The following is a 19,418-nucleotide window of genomic DNA, read 5'->3' on the forward strand; positions in this document are numbered from 1 at the left end:
GCATGGCAAAGTCTCACGTGACCATGAAGGTCAACGGCGCCGAGGTCGAAGGTCTCGTCGAGCCCCGCACCTTGCTGGTGCATTTCATCCGCGAGAATTTGCAGATGACCGGCACCCATATCGGCTGCGAGACCACCCATTGCGGTGCCTGCACGGTCGACATCGACGGCATGTCGGTGAAGTCCTGCACCATGTTCGCAGTCCAGGCCGATGGCTCGGAGATCACCACCATCGAGGGCATGGCCAATGCCGACGGCTCGCTTTCGGCGCTGCAGGAGGGCTTCCGCATGATGCACGGGCTGCAATGCGGCTTCTGCACGCCCGGCATGATCATGCGTGCGCATCGGCTGCTGCTGGAAAACCCATCGCCGACCGAGGCCGAAATCCGGATGGGCATTTCCGGCAACCTCTGCCGCTGCACCGGCTACCAGAACATCGTCAAGGCGATCCAGTACGCCGCCGCCAAGATCAACGGCGTGGAATTCAGGGAGGCCGCGGAATGAACGACATGACTCCCACGCGGGAACAACGCACCGCAGCCCTCGAAGGCATGGGCTGCAAGCGCAAGCGCGTCGAGGATATCCGCTTCACGCAAGGCAGGGGCAGCTATGTCGACGACCTCAAGCTGCCGGGCATGCTGCACGGCGACTTCGTCCGCTCGCCGCATGCGCATGCGCGCGTCAAGTCGATCAATTCGGAGGAGGCGCTGAAAGTGCCGGGCGTGCTCGCGGTGATCACCGCCGAGACGCTGAAGACCGTCAACCTCGCCTGGATGCCGACGCTGGCCGGCGACGTGCAGATGGTGCTCGCCGACGGCAAGGTGCTGTTCCAGGGCCAGGAGGTCGCCTTCGTGGTCGCGACCGACCGCTACGCCGCCGATGACGGCATCAACAAGGTGACGGTCGAGTACGAGCCGCTGCCGCCGCTGATCGATCCGTTCAAGTCGATGGCGCCGGATGCGCCGGTGCTGCGCGAGGACCTCGCCGGCAAGACATCAGGCGCGCACGGGCCGCGCAAGCACCACAACCATATCTTCGAGTGGACCGTCGGCGACAAGGACCTGACCGACGCGGCGTTCAAGAAGGCCGAGGTCACGATCAAGGAGCTGATCTCCTATCATCGCACCCATCCCTCGCCGCTGGAAACCTGCCAGTGCGTCTGCTCCTTCGACAAGATCAAGGGCGAGCTGACGATCTGGGGTACCTTTCAGGCGCCGCACGTGATCCGTACCGTCGTGTCGCTGATCGCAAAGCTCCCGGAGCAGAAGATCCACGTGATCTCGCCCGACATCGGCGGCGGCTTCGGCAACAAGGTCGGCGCCTATCCCGGTTATATCTGTGCCGCCGTTGCCTCGATCGTCACCGGCAAGCCGGTGAAATGGGTCGAGGACCGCATCGAGAACCTCACCGCGACCTCGTTCGCGCGCGACTATCACATGACGGCCGAGATCGCCGCGACCAAAGACGGCAAGGTGACGGGCCTGCGCGTCCATGTGCTCGCCGATCACGGCGCGTTCGACGCCTGCGCCGATCCGTCGAAATGGCCGGCCGGCTTCTTCAACATTGTGACCGGCTCCTATGATTTCCCGGTCGCCCACCTCTCGGTCGACGGCGTCTACACCAACAAGGCGCCGGGCGGGGTCGCCTATCGCTGCTCGTTCCGCGTCACCGAGGCGGCCTATTGCATCGAACGGGCGATGGATGTCCTCGCGCAGAAACTGAACATGGACCCGGCCGAGCTGCGGCTGAAGAATTTCATCAAGCCGGAGCAGTTCCCCTATCACTCGGCGCTGGGGTGGGAATACGATTCCGGCAACTATCACACCGCCATGCGCAAGATGATGGAGGCGACGGACTATGCCGCGCTCCGCAAGGAGCAGGCGGACAGGCGCGCCGCCTTCAAGCGCGGCGAGACGCGGGAGATCATGGGGCTCGGCGTCTCCTTCTTCACCGAGATCGTCGGCGCCGGGCCGTCGAAGAACTGCGACATCCTCGGCATTGCGATGTTCGATTCCTGCGAGATCCGCATGCATCCGACCGGCGCCGGCATCGCGCGGATGGGTACCAAGAGCCAGGGCCAGGGCCATGAGACCACCTGGGCCCAGATCATCGCCACCGAGATCGGCATTCCCGCCGACAACATCATGGTGGAGGAGGGCAATACCGATACCGCGCCTTACGGGCTCGGCACCTACGGCTCGCGCTCGACGCCGGTAGCCGGTGCCGCGATCGCGATGGCGGCGCGCAAGATCAAGGCCAAGGCGCAGATGATCGCGGCCTACAAGCTCGAAGTGCACGAGGACGATCTCGAGTGGGACATCGACGGCTTCCGCGTCAAGGGCCTGCCCGAGAAGGTCATGTCGATGAAGGATATCTGCTGGGCGGCCTATAATTCGGTGCCGCCGGGCATGGAGCCCGGACTGGAGGCGGTGAGCTATTACGATCCGCCCAACATGACCTATCCGTTCGGCGCCTATCTCTGCGTGATGGACATCGACGTCGATACCGGCGTCTCCAAGGTCCGCCGCTTCTATGCGCTGGACGACTGCGGCACGCGCATCAACCCGATGATCATCGAGGGCCAGGTGCATGGCGGGCTGACCGAAGCCTTCGCGATCGCGATGGGCCAGGAGATCCGCTACGACGACGACGGCAATGTGGTGACCGGCTCGTTCATGGACTTCTTCATGCCGACCGCCGTTGAAACCCCGCACTGGGAGACCGATTTCACCGTCACCCCTTCGCCGCACCATCCGATCGGCGCCAAGGGCGTCGGCGAAAGCCCGAATGTCGGCGGCGTGCCGGCGTTCTCCAACGCCGTCAATGACGCGTTCTCGTTCTTAGGCGCAACGCATATCCAGATGCCGCACGACTACTGGCGCAACTGGGCGGCGGCGAAACAGCTCGGAGTGTTTGCTCAGGCATGAAAAATCGCGACGAGATCGCGCAAGGCCTGGCGGATTGCGGCTACATCGCCGACACCGAGCTTGCGACCGCGATCGCGCTGATGCAGCTCCTGAAGCGTCCGCTGCTGCTCGAGGGCGAGGCGGGCGTCGGCAAGACCGAGGTCGCCAAGGCGCTCGCCTGCGTGCACGGGACCGAGCTGATCCGCCTGCAATGCTATGAGGGGCTCGACCAGTCGTCCGCGCTCTACGAATGGAACTACCAGCGGCAGCTGCTCGCGATCCAGGCCCATCGCGGCGATGGCGCGAGCGCGATCGAGGATCAGATCTTCTCGGAGAAATACCTCCTGGAGCGGCCGCTGCTCGCGGCGATTCGCCGCGAACGGCCGCCGGTGCTGCTGATCGACGAGATCGACCGCGCCGACGACGAGTTCGAGGCTTTTCTGCTCGAGCTCTTGTCCGATTTCCAGGTTTCGATCCCGGAGCTCGGCACCATCAGGGCGACCACGATCCCGCATGTGGTGCTGACCTCGAACAACACGCGCGAGCTGTCCGATGCGCTGCGCCGCCGCTGCCTCTATCACTATGTCGGCTATCCCGACGTCGAGCGCGAGGCGCGCATCATCCTGGCGCGGATCGACGGCACCTCGGCTTCGCTGTCGCTGCAGATCGCGCGGATGGTCGAGGGCATCCGCAAGGAGGAATTGCGCAAGGTGCCGGGCGTCGCCGAGACGCTGGACTGGGCCGCCGCGCTGGTCGGTCTTGATGTGCGCGACCTGCATGATGCGCCCGAGGCCGTGCACGAGACGCTGATGTGCCTGCTCAAGACGCAGGAGGATCGCGTGCGCCTGACACGCGAGGTAGCGGCGCGGATATTGGGGAAGGTCGCATGAGCTGTTGCGGTCCCGGACCGGACTTTGAGGAGATCGACGCGGTCTCGCGCCTCGTCGCCGGCCGGCTCGCGGCGTTCCTGCGCACGCTGCGCGACAACGGGTTTCTGGTGGGATTGGCGGAAGACCGCGACGCCGCGGCGCTGATGGCGGCGGGCTATGCGGCAAGACCGTCGCTGCTGCGCTCCGCGTTCAAGCACCTCGTCTCGGCGCGCAAGCCGGACTGGGACAAGTTCGACGGGCTGTTCGACGCCTTCTGGCTTGGCAAGCGCGTGCGATCACGATCGATGATTGCGGGCTCGGCGACGTCAGCGAACAATCCGTCGCTGAAAAGCCTGCAGGAGGCCAGCGAAAGAGGTGAAGGCGATCGCTCCGTGACGGACCAGGTTCCTTCCGCCGACGACGCGCCGCCGGCGCGGGGCGGCGAGGGACGCATGGAAGGCGCCTCGCGCGCGGAGAATCTCGCCGAGGTCGATTTTCGCAAGCTCGCCGATCCCGATCAGGTCGCGCAAGCCCATGAGGCGGCCGCCCGGCTCGCCAAGGTCATGCGCACGCGGCTGACGCGCCGCGACCTGGCGCGGCGCCGCGGCCACCGGCTCGATCTGAGACGGACGATCCACAAGAATATCAGCCATGGCGGCGTGCCGATTGTGCTGGCGAAACGCCAGCGCAAGGACAAGCCGCTCCGGCTCGTCGTGCTGCTCGACGCGTCCGGCTCGATGAGCATGTACACGAGCGTATTCCTCCGTTTCATCCATGGCGTGCTCGATGAATTCCGCGAGGCCGAGGCATTCTTGTTCCACACGCGGCTTGCGCACGTCTCCGGCGCGATGAAGGAGAGGGATGCGGCCCGCGCGCTCGACCGGCTCTCGATCCTGGCGCAGGGCGCCGGCGGCGGCACACGGATCGGCGAGAGCCTGCAAACCTTCAACCGCCATCATGCGGCGCGCGTGATCCATTCGCGAAGCTGCGTCATGATCGTCTCCGACGGTTACGAGACCGGCGACGCGGCGCTGCTCGGGCGGGAAATGGCGGCGCTCGCAAAGCGCTGCCGCCGCATCGTCTGGCTCAACCCGATGATGGGCTGGCAAGGCTATGCGCCGGAAGCGAGGGGCATCAAGGCCGCGCTGCCCCATGTCGATCTCTACGCGCCGGCGCATACGCTGAAAAGCCTGGCGGCGCTCGAACCCTATCTGGCGAGGCTCTAGAAAAATGAGCGCGCATGTCGAGGTGATGGACCTGGTCGCGCAGATGAAGGCTGCGGAAGAAGCCTTTGTGCTCGCGACCGTCGTGCGCACGGTGTCGGTGACCGCGGCGAAGGCCGGTGCGAAAGCAATCATCCGCCCCGACGGCCGCATCGTCGCGGGCTGGATCGGCGGCGGCTGCGCCAAGGGCGCGGTGTTGAAGGCGGCGCGCGAGGCGCTGGCCGACGGCGAGCCGCGCATGGTCTCTGTGCGGCCGGAAGACTTGTTGGCCGAGCTTGGCGTCAGGCCGGGCGAGACGCGGGAAGGCGTGCGGTTCGCGTCCAACCTGTGTCCGAGCAAGGGCACCATGGACATCTTCGTCGAGCCGGTGCTGCCGCATCCCTCGCTCGTGATTCTCGGGGCGAGCCCGGTCGCGGTCTCGCTGGCCGCCCAGGCACGCACCCTCGGCTATCACGTGACGCTGGCGGCGCCCGCCGTCGATCTGGTGTCGCCGCCGGAAGCCGACCTGCTGCTGCCTTCCTTTGCGCTTGGCGAGTTGTATCAGGCGCGGCGCTTCGTCGTGGTGTCGACGCAGGGCAAGGGTGACGAGGCGGCGCTGAAATCGGCGCTTTCGGTTGCGGCCGACTATCACGCCTTCGTCGGCAGCCGGCGCAAGATGGCGGCGCTGCGCGAAAGGCTGGTCGCCGAGGGCATCGACGCGGCGGCGATCGACCGCGTCAAGGCGCCGGCCGGGCTCGATCTCGGTGCCATCACACCGGAAGAGATCGCGATGTCGATCCTTGCGGAAATCACGGTCGAACGCCGGCGCGGCCAGCGCGAAAGCCGGCGCGCGTAGCGCCGAATCGGGGCTGGCAGCCCCGATGTGTGGCCGAAACGCATCATCCAGACTTCGACTAACGGGCGACGCGCGGCGGTCTTTTTTCCGCCCCGACAACAACAAACGGCTCAACAAAATCTTAAACGACAGCGCGATGATAGTAAGGGGGAGCGACGTCTATGTTGGCAGGTCAAAGTGCCGTCTACGAGCCCGAAGAGCTGTCGCTTCTGGGGCAGGTTCTGGATGAGGCGGTGCGAGCGTTGCCGGCGAGCCTGCGGACGGCTCGTCATCGTACGGAGATCGCGCGGAACATCCTGGCCTGTGCCGCGACGGGCGAGCGAGACCCGGTCGAACTCGAGCTGGCCGGTCTGATCAATTTGAAGGTCACGGCCGCGGCGTAACAGCCGCTGGGCCCGCCTCAATCGAACAGGCTGGAGACCGACTCTTCGGCGGCGGTGCGGCCGATTGCATCCGCAATCAGCGTCGCGATCGAGAGCGTGCGGATGTTCGGCGATTTGATCACGGCCTCGGTCGGCTGGATCGAGTCGGTGATCACGAGCTCCTTGAGCTTGGAAGCCGTGATGCGCGCCGCGGCGCCGCCCGAAAGCACGCCATGGGTGATGTAGGCGTAGACCTCCTTGGCGCCGTTGGCGAGCAGCGCGTCGGCTGCATTCACCAGCGTGCCGCCGGAATCGACGATATCGTCGACCAGGATGCAGGTATGGCCCGAGACCTCGCCGATCACGTTCATGACCTCGGACTCGCCGGGCCGCTCGCGGCGCTTGTCGATGATGGCGAGCGGGGTGTTGATGCGCTTGGCAAGGCCGCGGGCGCGCACCACGCCGCCGACGTCGGGCGACACCACCATGACGTTGGAGAGGTCGAACTTCTCGCGGATGTCGCGCACCATCACCGGCGAGGCGTAGAGATTGTCGGTCGGGATGTCGAAGAAGCCCTGGATCTGACCGGCATGCAGGTCGAGCGTCATGACGCGGTCGGCGCCGGCATGGGTGATCAGGTTGGCGACCAGCTTGGCCGAAATCGGGGTGCGGGAACCCGATTTGCGGTCCTGCCGCGCATAGCCGAAATAAGGCACCACTGCCGTGATGCGGCGCGCCGAGGCGCGGCGCAGCGCGTCCGTGATGATCAGCAGCTCCATCAGATGGTCGTTGGCCGGGTAGGACGTCGACTGCAGGATGAACACGTCGGAGCCGCGGACGTTCTCCTGGATTTCGACGAAGATTTCCATGTCGGCGAAGCGCCGCACCACCGCTTTCGTCAGCGGCAGGCCGAGCCCATCGGCGATCGCCTGCGCCAGCGCGGGGTTGGAATTACCGGCGACCAGCTTGATGGCGCCGTTCTTGGCCGACATCGAGGCCTCCCCCCGTGTCTTGCTGGAGACGACGTTCAGCATATCGGGTTTTCCCTGGAACCGGCTACCTAACGAGCGAGGAAATATCAGGCCGGTCCGGACGCGGCAACCCGTCACGCCGCTTTTTCCTGCGTAAAAAACCTGAGTCTGGACAGGTATTTGGCGACTTATTGGCTGGCGAAGCCCAGCGCGGCCGTGGCGGACGTCGTCGCGTCGGCCGGCGCGGCGCTGGCGACCGCCGCCCCACGCAGATTCGGCGCCGGGGCGGATGGCGCAGCATCCGGTGTTCCATTGATCATTCCGGAGAGCCCGCTGAGGCCCGCCTGCGCGATCTTGCGCAGCACGAGATCGTCGGCCGCCGACCACGGGTCGCGGCCGGCCTTGCCGCCGGGTTCCTCACCCGAAAGCCGCAGCGCGCGCTGCTGGTCGCGGTCGTAGACGTCCCATACCCAGGCGATCATGGTCTTGCCGCGCACGACCTGCGCCGAGAGATAGCTGCGGATGCGATAGGCGGGCGCGCTCTCGCGGGAGACGATGGCGAGGCTGCGCAGCTTGCTCTCGCTGTCGAGCACGCTGACCATGCGGTCGAACACCTGCTGCGGCGGACCGTCGATGGATTCGAAGGCGATGGTCGGACCATCGCCGCCGGCCATCGCGAACGAGTTGTTGGCCGCGCCGCTGCCGGCGCAGCCGCCGAGCGCGCAGGCCGACAGCAGGACAGCCGCGGCAAAGCACGCGCGCGCCGCCTTCCGGCCGAACCGGGTCCCAATGATTGACGCGTCCCTCATTGGGTTCTGCGATATCGTTAAAATGCATTAACGTCTAGGGCACTGTCATGGGCTCGCGGGCAGGTCGACCGTTCCGGTTAATGTGCCGTTTGAGGACAGTGGCGACGAATCCGCTGCTCAATCAGCGAGATGATGCCTCATCGCATCGACGATCCAGGTCCATTCGCGATTAGGGCTCGATTGTGGCGACTGGCCTTTCATGATCGCGACCAGCTCCCAATAGCGGGCGGCGCGCGGGTCGTGCTGGGCATATTTGGTCCGCAGCCAGTTCCTGAATTCGAGGTCGGGCTTGCGGCCCATCAATCGGGCCGAGGTTTCCAGCCATTCCCGGGCGAGCACATGGCCGGTCTCCGATGTCGGGGTAAGGCCGCGATCGATCGCCTCCTTCGCGCGCGCCACCATCGCGTCGCTCGCTGCCTGGCAGGCCTCGGGATCGAAGGCGTCGCGATCCCAGGTGTCGTGCGTATTGGCGCGCATGTTTGCGACAAAGCCGGGATCGTTGAGGATCTCCGCAAGCTCGATCCAGGCGTCGCATTGCTCCGGCGTCGGCTCGTCGGGCAGTTCGGGCACGCTTGCCTCGATCATCTGGCGCACCCATTTGGGGTCGACCTTGGTGCCGTCGGACACCTTCTCGAAGAACCGTTCGACAATGTTGCGCCGTTCGGCGCGGGACAGCGTGGTCATGGTCCAATATCTCCGCAAGTCGGCTTCGCTGGGTTGTCGTGAACGAAGCACCGCCCGCAGCACCGCTGCGACGCGCCGCTGCGCCGCGATGTCGGTCTCGAGCGCTTCGAGACGAAGCCGCAATGCCTCCTTGAGGGAGAGTTCCCGTGCAAGGACGTCGCGGATCGCATCGAGCCCGAGGCCGGCCTCGCGCAGGCAGCGGATCAGGTCGAGGCGCACCAGTTCGCTGTCGGTGAAGACGCGATAGCCGCTCTCCGTCCGGCCGGCCGGCGGCAGCAGGCCGGCGTCGGCGTAGAAACGCAGCCGCCTGACCGAGATGCCGGAAAGCCGCGACGCTTCGCCGATGCTGTAGGTTCGTTGCTTCATGGAGAGGTTGTGCGGCCTCCACCAACTGGAGAGTCAAGCGGCCCGCGCGCGCGACCGCGGTCCGCTGAACCTACGCTTCCCAGGCGATGGCGTGGACATGCCGGCCGTAGTCCGGCTCCTTGCGGTGAACCGAGCGGCGATAGCTGAAGAAGCGCTCGTCGGCATAGGTGTCGATACCGATGTCGTCGATGACAAGCACCCCGGCATTCTCCAGCCGCATCCGGATGAAGCCGGCAAGGTCGAACATCGCGTGGCCTTCGCGCTCGCCGGGGATGAAGAAGCTCGCGTTGCCGGCGTCGGCGGCGATGAAGCGTTCGACGAACTCGCCGCCGACCTCATAGCTCGTCTGGCGGATCAGCGGACCGATCGCGACGACGGTGCCGCTGCGATCGGCGCCGAGCTTTTCCATCGCCGCGATGGTGGATTCGATGACGCCGGTCAGCGCACCTTTCCAGCCGGCATGGGCGGCACCGATCACGCGCGCATTCGGATCGACGAACAATATGGGCCCGCAATCGGCCGCGGTAACACCGATCGCAAGCCCGCTCTCGCGGGTGACGATGGCGTCGGCCTTCGGCCGCGCCGCGCCGTCCCACGGGCCGGTTGCGATCACCGCGTCGGGCGAGTGGACCTGATGCACGCCGAGCAGGCGCTCGGGTGCAACGCCCATGCGCCCCGCCATGCGCCGGCGGTTTTCCACGACCCTGGCGGTCTCGTCGTTGGAGCCGAGGCCGCCGTTGAGCGTGGCGTAGACGCCCTCGGACACCCCGCCGTCGCGGGTGAAGAAGCCGTGACGCAGGCCCGGGATCGCGGCAAGCAGCGGCGAGTTCAGCATCATCCGGGCAGATCCCCTCCGTCCTCGGCCGGCTTCTCCTCATTGAAGCCGGCAAGCATGGTCAGGCGCGGTTCGGATACCGCCATCACCTTGAACATCGAGCCCATGCCGCCGCGGCCGGTATCGGTCAGCCGTTTCAGCGCCACCGCGATGTCCTCGGAGACCTCGGGTGTCGCCTTGGCCATCAGCGTCGCGGCACGGGTCTCGATCCCGATCCGCTTCAGGAAGTCGCCTTGCGTCACCGGACCGTGCACCCGCGCGCCGAGATCCTCCGCGGCGCGCGACAGCGCCTGGAAGTCGACATGCGCGGTGACGTCGGCCTGGCCCGGCGCCTTCAACGGGTCGGTGAAGCTGTGGCGGGCGATCGCCTGAAAGGTGTCGCCGGCATCGCTGCGCAGATGGCCGTAATCGATGACCAGCGCGGCGCCGTCCTGCTCGCGCACGCGCGTGGCGATCTTCATCATCTCGGCGTCGGGGCGCCATTCGAACACGGCGCCGGCCGGGGCGGCGCGCACCAGCGGCGGCAGCAGCACGTCGAAGCGCGGGATCGGGTCCGCGGCAGCGGAGAACTTCAGCGCGCCGTTCTCATCAAGCTCGATCACCCGCTCGTGCCAGCCGGTTTCCCGCCGCACCACCTGGTGGATCGGCAGCACGTCGAAATATTCATTGGCGAGGATGACGCTCGGGCCCTCCGGCAAATCGTCGATCGATTCGTGCCAGGCGATGTTGCGCACGCCCGACAGCGTCGCGCGCTGCCTTTCGCGCAGCACGGGATTGATCTCGACCATGTGGATGGTGAGCGACTGGTAGAGCGGCGGCAGCACGCGCAGCGCCCGCAGCGCATCCGCCATCATGGTGCCGTGGCCGGGGCCAAGCTCGACCAGCCGCAGCACCGGCGGCGAGTCCATCGCCTTCCATACCGAGGCGGCCCACAGCCCGAGCAGCTCGCCGAACATCTGGCTCACTTCCGGCGCGGTGGTGAAGTCGCCCTCGCGCCCGAGCGGATCGCGCGACACGTAATAGCCGTGCTGCGGGTGCATCAGGCAGAGTTCCATGTATCGCCATACCGGCATCGGCCCGGACGACTTGATCAGCTTCTTGATCTCGGATTGCAGCGGCGAAGCTTCGGTCACGATTTGCCTTGAAGGGAATGATCTGCTGGAGCCGGCGCGCCCTTGCGCCAGCTCGATAAAATAATGATCACGCCGACAATAACCATCGGCACCGACAACAGCATCCCCATGGTCAAACCGCCCCATAGGAAGCCGAGCTGCGGATCGGGCTCGCGAAAATGCTCGCCGAGGATGCGCGTCAGGCCATAGATCGCGATGAAGCTGCCGAGGATCAGCCCCGGCCGCTTCAGTGCGCCGAAGCGGATCATCACGGCGAGCACCGTGAACAGCAGGATGCCTTCGAGGCCCGCTTCATAAAGCTGGCTCGGATGGCGCGGCAGCGGCCCGCCGCTGGGGAAGATCATCGCCCAGGGCAGGCTTGGGTCGGCCGGCCGTCCCCACAATTCGCCGTTGATGAAATTGGCGAGCCTGCCCAGGAACAATCCAATCGGGCCGACCGCGGTGGTGATGTCGCCGAGCGAGAGGATCGGCAGCTTGTTGACGCGGCAGAACAGGATCACGGCGGCGACGCAGCCGAGGAAGCCGCCATGGAACGACATGCCACCCTTCCACAGCTCGAAGATCTCGGCCGGATGCTTGATGAAGAAGTCGAGATTATAGAACAGCACATAGCCGGTGCGGCCGCCGACGATGATGCCGATCGTCACCCAGAGGATGAAGTCATCCAATTGCACGAGCGAAATCGGAGCCGGCCCGCCCCACAGCTTCTCGTTCTTGAGCAGCGAGCGCGCATAGATCCAGCCGAGCACGATGCCGCCGATATAGGCGAGCGCGTACCAGCGGATCGCAAGCGGCCCGATCGCGATCGCGATCGGATCGAAGGTGGGAAAGGCGATCAGGAGAGGAAGCATCGGGCCTTTCGCTATGCCGAGAGATTGCGGCGATAGAGCGAAAGCAGCCGCTCCCAGTGCCGCTCGGCGGCGTCGCGGTCATAGACCGGCCGCTTCGGGAAGGCAAAGCCGTGATGGGTGCCCGGATAGATCTCGACCTCGTTGTTCGATCCCTTCATGCCGGCCCTGACCTGCTCGATGATCTCGGGCGGTGCGTAGATGTCGGTCTCGGCGCAGGCAAAATAGAGCTCGGCCTTGGTCCTGCCGGCGGCGAGATGCGGGCTGTCGGACTGGTCGGTGGCGAGATGCGTGCCGTAGATCGAGGCGGCCGCCCTGACCCGATCGGGAAAATGCGTGGCGGCGTTGACGGCGTAGCGTCCGCTCATGCAGTAACCGACGGCACCGACGATTCTGGTGTTGGCGGCCTTTTGTCCCTCCGCGTAGGCGAGCAGCGCCTTGGTATCCTCCATCACGAGCGGGATGCTGATGGAGTGCATCAGCTCGAACATCCGCTTGCGCTCCGGGCTCTCCGGATCGGGATTGATCGGACCGAGCTCCATGACGCCGGCGCGGTAGTAGAGATTCGGCAGCATCACGTAATAGCCTGACGTGGCCAGCCGGCGCGCCATGTCGCGCAGCTCCTCGCGGATCGCCGGCGCATCCATGTAGAACAGGATGACGGGGAACGGTCCCCCGCGTTCGGGGTGGGTGATGAAAGTGGTGATGTGGCCGTCCCTGGTCGGAATCTCGATCTGCTGGTCAATCATGGCGGGCCGCTTTGTCGTTGCCGGGTTTTTTTGCTTCGCGCGTTCATACGATTGCAAGGAAACCGCAGCATGACAAGGCAACTTACCGTGGTCGCGCCATGCCGGCGGGGCTTGAACCCTGTCCGCGCAATTGCCATCCTTTGGCAACCCGCTTTATCAGTCGCACCGGAGAGATTTTTGCCATGACTCAGACCAGCAACCGGTTTTTCGACGAGATCGGCCGCCTGATGAACGACGCCGCCGGCGCCGCGCAGGGCGTCAAGCGCGAGGTCGACACGGTGCTGCGCAACCAGGCCGAACGCATCCTGCGCGATCTCGACATCGTCAAGCGTGAGGAGTTCGAGGCCGTCAAGGAGATGGCGCGGCTGGCGCGCGAGGAGAATGAGACGCTGAAGGCGCGGATCGCCGTGCTCGAAGGCAAGCTTGGAATCTCGGCCAGCGCTCCGAACGCCGGCAGCTGAAGTCGGATGGCTGACAAGCGCTCGCGCGCCGGTGGCAGTGCCACGCGAGATTTGCCGGTCAAGGCGTTCGCCTCGCAGGCCGCGTGGGACGCCTGGCTGACGGCGCATGCGGCGGATTCCAGCGGGCTTTGGCTCAAGCTCGGCAAAAAGTCAGCTGGCATCGCCAGCGTGTCGCGCGCTGAAGCGATCGACACGGCGCTGTGCCACGGCTGGATCGACGGGCAGCTTGATGGTTTCGACGAGGATTACTGGCTGATCCGCTTCACGCCGCGCAGGCCGGCCAGCATCTGGTCGGCGAAGAACCGCGCCCGCGCGCTTGAGCTGGAAAAGCTCGGGCGCCTGCGCGCGTCCGGCCTGCGCGAGATCGAGCGCGCCAGGAAGGACGGGCGATGGGATGCCGCCTATGCGCCACAAAGCGTGGCCGAGGTGCCGGATGACCTTGCCGCCGCGCTGGCGAAGAACCGCAAGGCCGGCGCGTTCTTTCAGACGCTGAGCCGCGCCAACCGCTACGCCATTCTGCATCGCACCCACACGGCCAAAAAGCCCGAGACCCGCGCTGCGCGGATCGCGAAATTCGTCGCGATGCTGGCGAAGGGCGAGACGATCCATCCGCAGAAGGCCGGAGCCTCGGACAAGCCGGCGCGGGTCGTCGCAAAGGCCGCCCAAAAATCCGCGAGGCGGCCGGCCGCGAAGGCCTAGCGCGGCCGCGCCACGCGTACCTCCCGGGGGCAGAAAAATCCCGGTCTTTCCTTGTCATTTCCGCGCTTTGCGGCTAAAAGCCCGCCACGTCCGCGGCCCCCGCACCCCTGGAGGCTTGCTGCGGCGTTAGCGAGATGGGCCGCGGATCGCGGCCTTTAGCTTTTAAAAACAAGGACTTAAGACAATGGCGACCGTCAGGGAATTGAAGGCGACCGCGCGTCCGTCAGTCGGCAAGGGGGCCGCACGGGCAGAGCGTCGCGCCGGGAGAGTGCCCGGAGTGATCTATGGCAACAACCAGCCCCCGCTGCCGATCTCGGTCGATGATCGCGAACTGCGCCAGCGCATCCTCGCCGGCCGGTTCCTGACCACCCTGTTCGACATCGAGCTCGAGGGCAAGAAGCACCGCGTGATTCCGCGCGACTTCCACCTCGACCCGGTGAAGGATTTCCCTGTTCATGTCGATTTCATGCGGCTCGGCGAAGGCGCGACCATCCGCGTCAGCGTGCCGCTGCATGTGCAGAAGGCGGAAGCTTCGCCTGGCGTGAAGCGCGGCGGTACCGTCAACATCGTCACCCACACCATCGAGCTGGAATGCTCGGTCGACAACATCCCGCAATATATCGAAGCCGATGTCTCGGGGCTCGAGATCAGCTATTCGCTGCATCTGTCCGACATCACGCTGCCGGCGGGCGTGAAGCCGCTGGCGCGCGAGGACATCACGCTGGTGACCATCGTGCCGCCGTCGGGCTACGCCGAAGAGCAGAAGGCGGCTGCGGCCGCTGCGGCAGGCGCAGCCGGCGCTGCGGCTGCGCCCGGTGCGGCCGCCCCTGCAGCGGGTGCTGCGGCTCCGGCCGCGGGCGCCCCCGCAGCCGGTGCTCCGGCAGCTGGCGCTGCGGCTCCGGCAGCCGGCGCGAAGGCGCCCGCTGGTGGCGACAAGAAGAAGTAAGACGCTTCTCAACGTCACCGTTAGCCCGCGGGATGCCGCGTCATGCTGCTCTTTGTTGGCCTCGGCAATCCCGGCGCGAAATATGCGCGCAACCGGCACAATATCGGCTTCATGGCCGTGGACGAGATCGCGCGGCGTCATGGTTTTTCACCATGGCGCCGCCGCTTTCAGGGCGAGGCCGCCGAAGGCGTGCTCGAGCATGAGAAAGTGATCCTGCTCAAGCCCACGACGTACATGAACGACTCCGGTCGGGCCGTGCAGGAGGCCGCGAACTTCTTCAAGCTCGCCGCCTCTGAGGTTACCGTGTTCCAGGACGAGCTCGAGCTGCCGCCCGCCAAGGTTCGGGTCAAGGTCGGCGGCGGCATCGCCGGGCACAACGGCCTGCGCTCGATCTCCTCGCATATCGGCAACGATTACCGCCGGGTGCGGCTCGGGATCGGTCACCCCGGCGTCAAGGAGCTGGTGCACGCCTACGTGCTCGCCGACTTCGCAAAGGACGACGGGCCGTGGGTCACCGCGCTCTGCGAGGCGGTCGCCGACAGCGCCGGTCAGCTCGCAACAGGGCGCGACTCGACGTTCCAGAACAAGGTGCATCTGGCGATGCAGGCCAAGGGATTTTTCGAGACGGACAACGACGGCAGCGAATAATTCTGCTCGCCATCGCCGGACTTGATCCGGCGATCCAGCTCTTCAAAGGGATGGATGCCCGGGTCAAGCCCGGGCATGACGAGGTAATCCACTGACTCGCAGCGTCATCGCGCGAAGGATCGGACAAGACACGATGGGATTCAAATGCGGTATCGTCGGCCTGCCCAATGTCGGCAAGTCGACGCTGTTCAACGCGCTGACGGAGACGGCGGCGGCCCAGGCTGCGAACTACCCGTTCTGCACCATCGAGCCCAATGTCGGCGAGGTCGCGGTGCCCGACCCGCGGCTGGAGAAGCTCGCGGCGATCGCCAAGTCGGCGCAGATCATCCCGACCCGGCTCACCTTCGTCGATATCGCAGGTCTGGTGCGCGGCGCCTCCAAGGGCGAGGGCCTCGGCAACCAGTTCCTCGCCAATATCCGCGAGGTTGACGCCATCGCCCATGTCGTGCGCTGCTTCGAGGACAGCGACATCACCCATGTCGAGGGCAAGATCGCGCCGGTAGCCGACATCGAGACCATCGAGACCGAGCTGATGCTCGCCGACCTCGACAGCCTGGAAAAGCGCGTCGACAACCTCGCCAAGAAGGCCAAGGGCAACGACAAGGACGCCAAGGAGCAGCTCGATCTCGTCAACCGCTCGCTGGTGCTGTTGCGCGACGGCAAGCCGGCGCGGCTGCTGGAGCGCAAGCCGGAGGAAGAGCGCGCCTTTGCCATGCTCGGCCTTCTGACCTCGAAACCCGTGCTCTATGTCTGCAATGTCGAGGAGGCCTCCGCCAAGGACGGCAACAATTTCTCGAAAGCGGTGTTCGAGCGTGCCAGGGAAGAGGGCGCCGTCGCGGTCGTGATCTCCGCCAAGATCGAATCCGAGATCGCGACCCTGTCGCGCGAGGAGCGCGCCGAGTTTCTGGAGACGCTGGGGCTTGCCGAGGCCGGCCTCGACCGGCTGATCCGCGCCGGCTACCAGCTCCTCGACCTCATCACCTATTTCACGGTGGGACCCAAGGAGGCGCGCGCCTGGACCATCCATCGCGGCACCAGGGCGCCGGCCGCCGCCGGCGTCATCCACACCGACTTCGAGAAGGGTTTCATCCGCGCCGAGACCATTGCCTATGACGATTACGTCACGCTCGGCGGCGAGGCCGGCGCCCGCGATGCCGGCAAGCTGCGCCTCGAAGGCAAGGACTATGTCGTCGCCGATGGCGACGTGATGCATTTCAGGTTCAATACCTAGGGATCGCGGCTTGCTTCGTCATGGCCGGGGCAGCCCGGCCATGACGGTTGCAGTGGCTACCGCACGCCGCCCTGGTCGCGGATCGCGCCGAGATGCTCGTTGATACGGAATACGATCAGGATGAATTCGGCGACGATGCGCGAGAACACGATGCCGACCACGACGCTCGCGATCGAGGACAGCAGCACCAGGAAACCGCCGAACGGGCTGATCGCCATCGCCGCCAGCCCGGAGAAGATGCCCGACAGCCCGAACAGGCAGATCAGCGCGATGACCAGCCAGTAGAACGTCTTGATGATGGTGGGCGTGATAAAGCGGTCCCACTGAAACAGGTCCTGAAATTCAAACATCTTTTCCCCCGGGGCGAGTCGAACGGCCAATGGTAGCATGAGGCATGCGGACCGCGCGGGTTGAGATTGCTGCAAAGTGCGGCCACAATCGGGCTTCCTTACCCCCTATCCTCATCCCATGACGCTGACTTACGAAGATTTCCCGCCCGGCCGCCTCGGCACCTTTGGACCGCGTCACGTCTCGCGCGAGGAGATCCTCGCCTTTGCCGCCGAATTCGATCCGCAGCCGATGCATCTCGACGAGGAGGCCGCCCGGCATTCGATGCTGCGGGGGCTCGCAGGCTCCGGCTGGCATCTGGCCTCGCTGATGATGCGGATGATGTTCGACGGCTTCATCGGCCGCGCCGCCTCGCTCGGCTCGCCGGGGGTCAGCGAGCTGCGCTGGCTCGCGCCGCTGCGCCCGGGCGACGACGTGATGCTCGAAGTCGATGTGCTGGAGGCGCGGGTGTCGAGCAGCCGCCCCGAGAGGGGCATCGTCACCATCAAGGCGGTGGCGCGCAACGCGGCCGGCGAGGCGCTGTGCGAGATGGTCTCGCCGCTGATGATCGGGCGACGGGATGGCAGCTCCTAGTGCCGCCGATTTGGAATTCCTGCAGCGGCAAACTCGATCAGGAACTCCAAATCGAAAGCGGCACTGGAACAATACGGATTCTGGTACCCTTTGCTTTCCGAAGTTCGTGCAAGTGGGTGCTGCGAGGGAGAACGAACTTCGGAAAGCGGGTACAGGTGCGCTTCTTTGAGCAAATGGAAGTCGGGCAGCGGCGCGAGCTCGGCTCCTACACCTTCACCGCTGCGGCGATCAAGAAATTCGCGGCCCAATTCGACCCGCAGCGCTTTCACCTCGACGAGGAAGAAGGCCGCAAGTCGCTGTTCGGCGGGCTTGCCGCTTCCGGCTGGCACGTCGGCTCGGTCTGCATGAAGCTTTTGGTCGCGGATGCGCAGCGGCAGGCCGCGGAGGCTGCGGCGCGCGGCGAAAAGGTCGCCGTGTGGGGCCCGTCGCCGGGCTTTCGCGACCTGCGCTGGCTCAAGCCCGTGCTCGCGGGCGACACCATCAGCTTCGCGAGCGAAATCGAATCCAAGCGCACATCGGATTCTCGCCCCGAATGGGGCATCATCCAGGCCCGCAACACCGGCACCAACCAGCGCGGCGAGCTGGCGTTCTCGCTGCTCGCCACCGCCTTCGTGCCGCGGCTGAACAAGGCGTGAGGCGTTCGCGCCCCTCGCGTATGCCTTGCGCGTCCATCGCCCGCGAACATGGTTAGCGAACGGTTCGCGCGCCGCGACGGCTGACGATCCGCGGAACGCTTCTTGCGCTAACGCATTTTGAACCTGTCCCTGTCATATCGACACAGGGAAGAAGAATTCTGACGGGGATGGATCATGGCGGACCGCCGCGGCCTCAAATTGGTGGGCTTTATCTTCGCAACCGTGACGCTCGCGGTGATGTCGACGACCGCGATGGTGGTCAAGGGCTATGCCGACGGCTCCTATTCGCTGGAAGTCGCCTCGCTCGAGCCCCGATAAGTCAGGCTTCGCTAACCATACGAACTGATTGGTGCCTGCGGCCTGAGGCGCACTCAGCGGCTGTACAGCAGCGCGAGCGCGACGACCGCCAGGAGCAGCAGCCCGACAAACCGGATCATGAGGATGCCCACCCGGTGCGGCGAGCTGGCGCGCAGCGGGATCGGGTCGGTGTTGTCGGGTCGAATGCTTTCCATGAATTGTATCCCCAGAGCATCGCGCGGGTTGGCCGCCCGATCTCGGGGCATGATGCGGAAAAGCCGGTTGTCGGCTCTTTCCGATAAGATCATGCCCCATCAAAAACCACGCGATGACATCGCGATATGAAGTCATCGCGGTTTGGTCGCGCCGCCGCGGCGCAAAGTTCAAGCGGATTGACGGCTTTTTTACCGCGCACGATCGGTCTCAAGCGAGAACCGCCGCGCTTCCCGGCGCGGGAAGGCGGCGGCTCTCGAATCAGTCGAGATGCGGATCTAGCTGTGGCGCAGCCCGTCGGCCGCGCGTTTCCACTGCGAAACGTTGTCGGCGATCATGCGGGTCGATTTCATTGCAGCCTGGCTGAGCTGGGCATAGCCGGAAATCTCGCGCTGGACGCGCTGGCCTTCCGCATGCAGCAGGTCGCGCAGGCTCTCGAGTTCGCCGATCAGCTTCTCGATTTCGGCAAGCGAGGTACCGGCAACACGCTGGATCAATGAATTCACGCTGTTTACTGTCGCTTCGTGGTTGGAGTCGAGCGCCTCGGAACTGGCAACCACTGCCGGCCGGCGCAGATATGCGATGTCATTGCGCACGAAATCCCGGATGCCGTCTTCGACCTCCGAGACCGCGGCGAGATTGTCGTCGACTTCAGTTTCGTCAAGTTGTTCTGAACGATTGATCGCGTTCATCTGCTAATCCCCTGTTCGCGTGTGAACCGAGCGCGGAAGTCCCCCGCACGACGAAGGTAGGCGAGTGCTATGAGAGACTGCCGATT

General features: G+C 65.5%; 24 protein-coding genes. 14 read left to right on the forward strand and 10 right to left on the reverse strand.

Going from position 1 to position 19,418, the window contains the following annotated elements; translation table 11 throughout:
• The first annotated feature begins 2 nt into the window (after positions 1-2).
• The 6 genes from QOU61_RS07520 (at position 3) to QOU61_RS07545 (ending at position 6,215) form a co-directional block, all read left to right on the forward strand.
• Positions 3-503: a (2Fe-2S)-binding protein gene (locus tag QOU61_RS07520; protein WP_289657481.1), complete on the forward strand. Its 501-nt coding sequence runs from the start codon at positions 3-5 to the stop codon at positions 501-503.
• Positions 500-2,926, forward strand: a complete 2,427-nt coding sequence (locus QOU61_RS07525) for an aerobic carbon-monoxide dehydrogenase large subunit (protein WP_289657482.1) — start codon at positions 500-502, stop codon at positions 2,924-2,926. Before QOU61_RS07520 ends, QOU61_RS07525 begins: the two co-directional genes overlap by 4 nt.
• On the forward strand, positions 2,923-3,795 hold the full coding sequence (locus QOU61_RS07530; RefSeq protein WP_289657483.1) for an AAA family ATPase: 873 nt from the start codon (positions 2,923-2,925) through the stop codon (positions 3,793-3,795). Before QOU61_RS07525 ends, QOU61_RS07530 begins: the two co-directional genes overlap by 4 nt.
• Positions 3,792-5,000: a vWA domain-containing protein gene (locus QOU61_RS07535; RefSeq protein WP_289657484.1), complete on the forward strand. Its 1,209-nt coding sequence runs from the start codon at positions 3,792-3,794 to the stop codon at positions 4,998-5,000. Before QOU61_RS07530 ends, QOU61_RS07535 begins: the two co-directional genes overlap by 4 nt.
• Positions 5,001-5,004: 4 nt before the next feature.
• Positions 5,005-5,832: an XdhC family protein gene (locus QOU61_RS07540; protein WP_289657485.1), complete on the forward strand. Its 828-nt coding sequence runs from the start codon at positions 5,005-5,007 to the stop codon at positions 5,830-5,832.
• 161 nt (positions 5,833-5,993) lie between these two features.
• Positions 5,994-6,215 carry a hypothetical protein gene (locus tag QOU61_RS07545; protein WP_289657486.1) on the forward strand — a complete coding sequence of 74 codons (222 nt, stop codon included), beginning with the start codon at positions 5,994-5,996 and terminating at the stop codon, positions 6,213-6,215.
• 17 nt (positions 6,216-6,232) lie between these two features.
• Here the strand turns inward: QOU61_RS07545 and QOU61_RS07550 are convergent, their stop codons facing one another.
• The 7 genes from QOU61_RS07550 to QOU61_RS07580 all read right to left on the reverse strand — a co-directional run bounded on the left by QOU61_RS07550 (position 6,233) and on the right by QOU61_RS07580 (position 12,589).
• A complete protein-coding gene (locus tag QOU61_RS07550; RefSeq protein ID WP_289661349.1) occupies positions 6,233-7,186 on the reverse strand; it encodes a ribose-phosphate pyrophosphokinase in 954 nt (317 codons plus the stop codon).
• Positions 7,187-7,353: 167 nt separating this feature from the next.
• Positions 7,354-7,974 (reverse strand): hypothetical protein, encoded by a 621-nt coding sequence (locus tag QOU61_RS07555; RefSeq protein WP_289657487.1) that lies wholly within the window; start codon positions 7,972-7,974, stop codon positions 7,354-7,356.
• A 117-nt stretch (positions 7,975-8,091) separates the two neighbouring features.
• A complete protein-coding gene (locus QOU61_RS07560) occupies positions 8,092-9,024 on the reverse strand; it encodes a MerR family transcriptional regulator (protein WP_289657488.1) in 933 nt (310 codons plus the stop codon).
• Between the two features lie 70 nt (positions 9,025-9,094).
• Positions 9,095-9,862 carry a peptidoglycan editing factor PgeF gene (gene pgeF / locus QOU61_RS07565; protein ID WP_289657489.1) on the reverse strand — a complete coding sequence of 256 codons (768 nt, stop codon included), beginning with the start codon at positions 9,860-9,862 and terminating at the stop codon, positions 9,095-9,097.
• Positions 9,859-10,992, reverse strand: a complete 1,134-nt coding sequence (locus tag QOU61_RS07570) for a class I SAM-dependent methyltransferase (RefSeq protein WP_289657490.1) — start codon at positions 10,990-10,992, stop codon at positions 9,859-9,861. The genes pgeF and QOU61_RS07570 overlap by 4 nt, the downstream gene beginning before the upstream one ends.
• Positions 10,989-11,843 carry a prolipoprotein diacylglyceryl transferase gene (lgt, locus tag QOU61_RS07575; protein ID WP_289657491.1) on the reverse strand — a complete coding sequence of 285 codons (855 nt, stop codon included), beginning with the start codon at positions 11,841-11,843 and terminating at the stop codon, positions 10,989-10,991. The genes QOU61_RS07570 and lgt overlap by 4 nt, the downstream gene beginning before the upstream one ends.
• An 11-nt stretch (positions 11,844-11,854) precedes the next feature.
• The gene (locus tag QOU61_RS07580; RefSeq protein WP_289657492.1) at positions 11,855-12,589 is read right to left on the reverse strand and encodes a dienelactone hydrolase family protein; all 735 of its coding nucleotides are present in this window, start codon (positions 12,587-12,589) and stop codon (positions 11,855-11,857) included.
• 182 nt (positions 12,590-12,771) lie between these two features.
• Between QOU61_RS07580 and QOU61_RS07585 the strand changes: the two genes are divergently transcribed.
• From QOU61_RS07585 to ychF, 5 genes are all read left to right on the forward strand, one after another.
• Positions 12,772-13,050, forward strand: coding sequence for an accessory factor UbiK family protein (locus QOU61_RS07585; RefSeq protein WP_289657493.1), 279 nt, complete (start codon positions 12,772-12,774; stop codon positions 13,048-13,050).
• Positions 13,051-13,056: 6 nt separating this feature from the next.
• The gene (locus tag QOU61_RS07590; protein ID WP_289657494.1) at positions 13,057-13,749 is read left to right on the forward strand and encodes a YdeI/OmpD-associated family protein; all 693 of its coding nucleotides are present in this window, start codon (positions 13,057-13,059) and stop codon (positions 13,747-13,749) included.
• Between the two features lie 184 nt (positions 13,750-13,933).
• Positions 13,934-14,695: a 50S ribosomal protein L25/general stress protein Ctc gene (locus tag QOU61_RS07595; RefSeq protein WP_289657495.1), complete on the forward strand. Its 762-nt coding sequence runs from the start codon at positions 13,934-13,936 to the stop codon at positions 14,693-14,695.
• 42 nt (positions 14,696-14,737) lie between these two features.
• Entirely contained in the window at positions 14,738-15,343 is a 606-nt protein-coding gene (gene pth, locus QOU61_RS07600; RefSeq protein WP_289657496.1) for an aminoacyl-tRNA hydrolase, read from the forward strand.
• A gap of 133 nt (positions 15,344-15,476) precedes the next feature.
• Complete coding sequence (gene ychF / locus QOU61_RS07605) at positions 15,477-16,574, forward strand: redox-regulated ATPase YchF (protein WP_289657497.1); 1,098 nt, start codon at positions 15,477-15,479, stop codon at positions 16,572-16,574.
• 56 nt (positions 16,575-16,630) lie between these two features.
• On the opposite strand, the gene QOU61_RS07610 is transcribed toward ychF, so the two are convergent.
• Entirely contained in the window at positions 16,631-16,924 is a 294-nt protein-coding gene (locus tag QOU61_RS07610; protein WP_289657498.1) for a DUF4282 domain-containing protein, read from the reverse strand.
• A 118-nt stretch (positions 16,925-17,042) separates the two neighbouring features.
• Here QOU61_RS07610 and QOU61_RS07615 point away from each other — a divergent pair, with 118 nt between their 5' ends.
• The 3 genes from QOU61_RS07615 to QOU61_RS07625 all read left to right on the forward strand — a co-directional run bounded on the left by QOU61_RS07615 (position 17,043) and on the right by QOU61_RS07625 (position 18,448).
• Positions 17,043-17,495, forward strand: a complete 453-nt coding sequence (locus QOU61_RS07615) for a MaoC family dehydratase (RefSeq protein ID WP_289661352.1) — start codon at positions 17,043-17,045, stop codon at positions 17,493-17,495.
• Between the two features lie 155 nt (positions 17,496-17,650).
• Positions 17,651-18,130, forward strand: a complete 480-nt coding sequence (locus tag QOU61_RS07620) for a MaoC family dehydratase (protein WP_289657499.1) — start codon at positions 17,651-17,653, stop codon at positions 18,128-18,130.
• Positions 18,131-18,304: 174 nt separating this feature from the next.
• Positions 18,305-18,448, forward strand: a complete 144-nt coding sequence (locus QOU61_RS07625) for a hypothetical protein (RefSeq protein ID WP_289657500.1) — start codon at positions 18,305-18,307, stop codon at positions 18,446-18,448.
• Positions 18,449-18,501: 53 nt separating this feature from the next.
• On the opposite strand, the gene QOU61_RS07630 is transcribed toward QOU61_RS07625, so the two are convergent.
• Positions 18,502-18,642: a hypothetical protein gene (locus QOU61_RS07630; protein WP_289657501.1), complete on the reverse strand. Its 141-nt coding sequence runs from the start codon at positions 18,640-18,642 to the stop codon at positions 18,502-18,504.
• Between the two features lie 276 nt (positions 18,643-18,918).
• Entirely contained in the window at positions 18,919-19,332 is a 414-nt protein-coding gene (locus QOU61_RS07635; RefSeq protein WP_289657502.1) for a hypothetical protein, read from the reverse strand.
• Positions 19,333-19,418 lie beyond the last annotated feature (86 nt).

The sequence above is a fragment of the Bradyrhizobium sp. NP1 genome, from assembly GCF_030378205.1.
Lineage (GTDB): Bacteria > Pseudomonadota > Alphaproteobacteria > Rhizobiales > Xanthobacteraceae > Bradyrhizobium.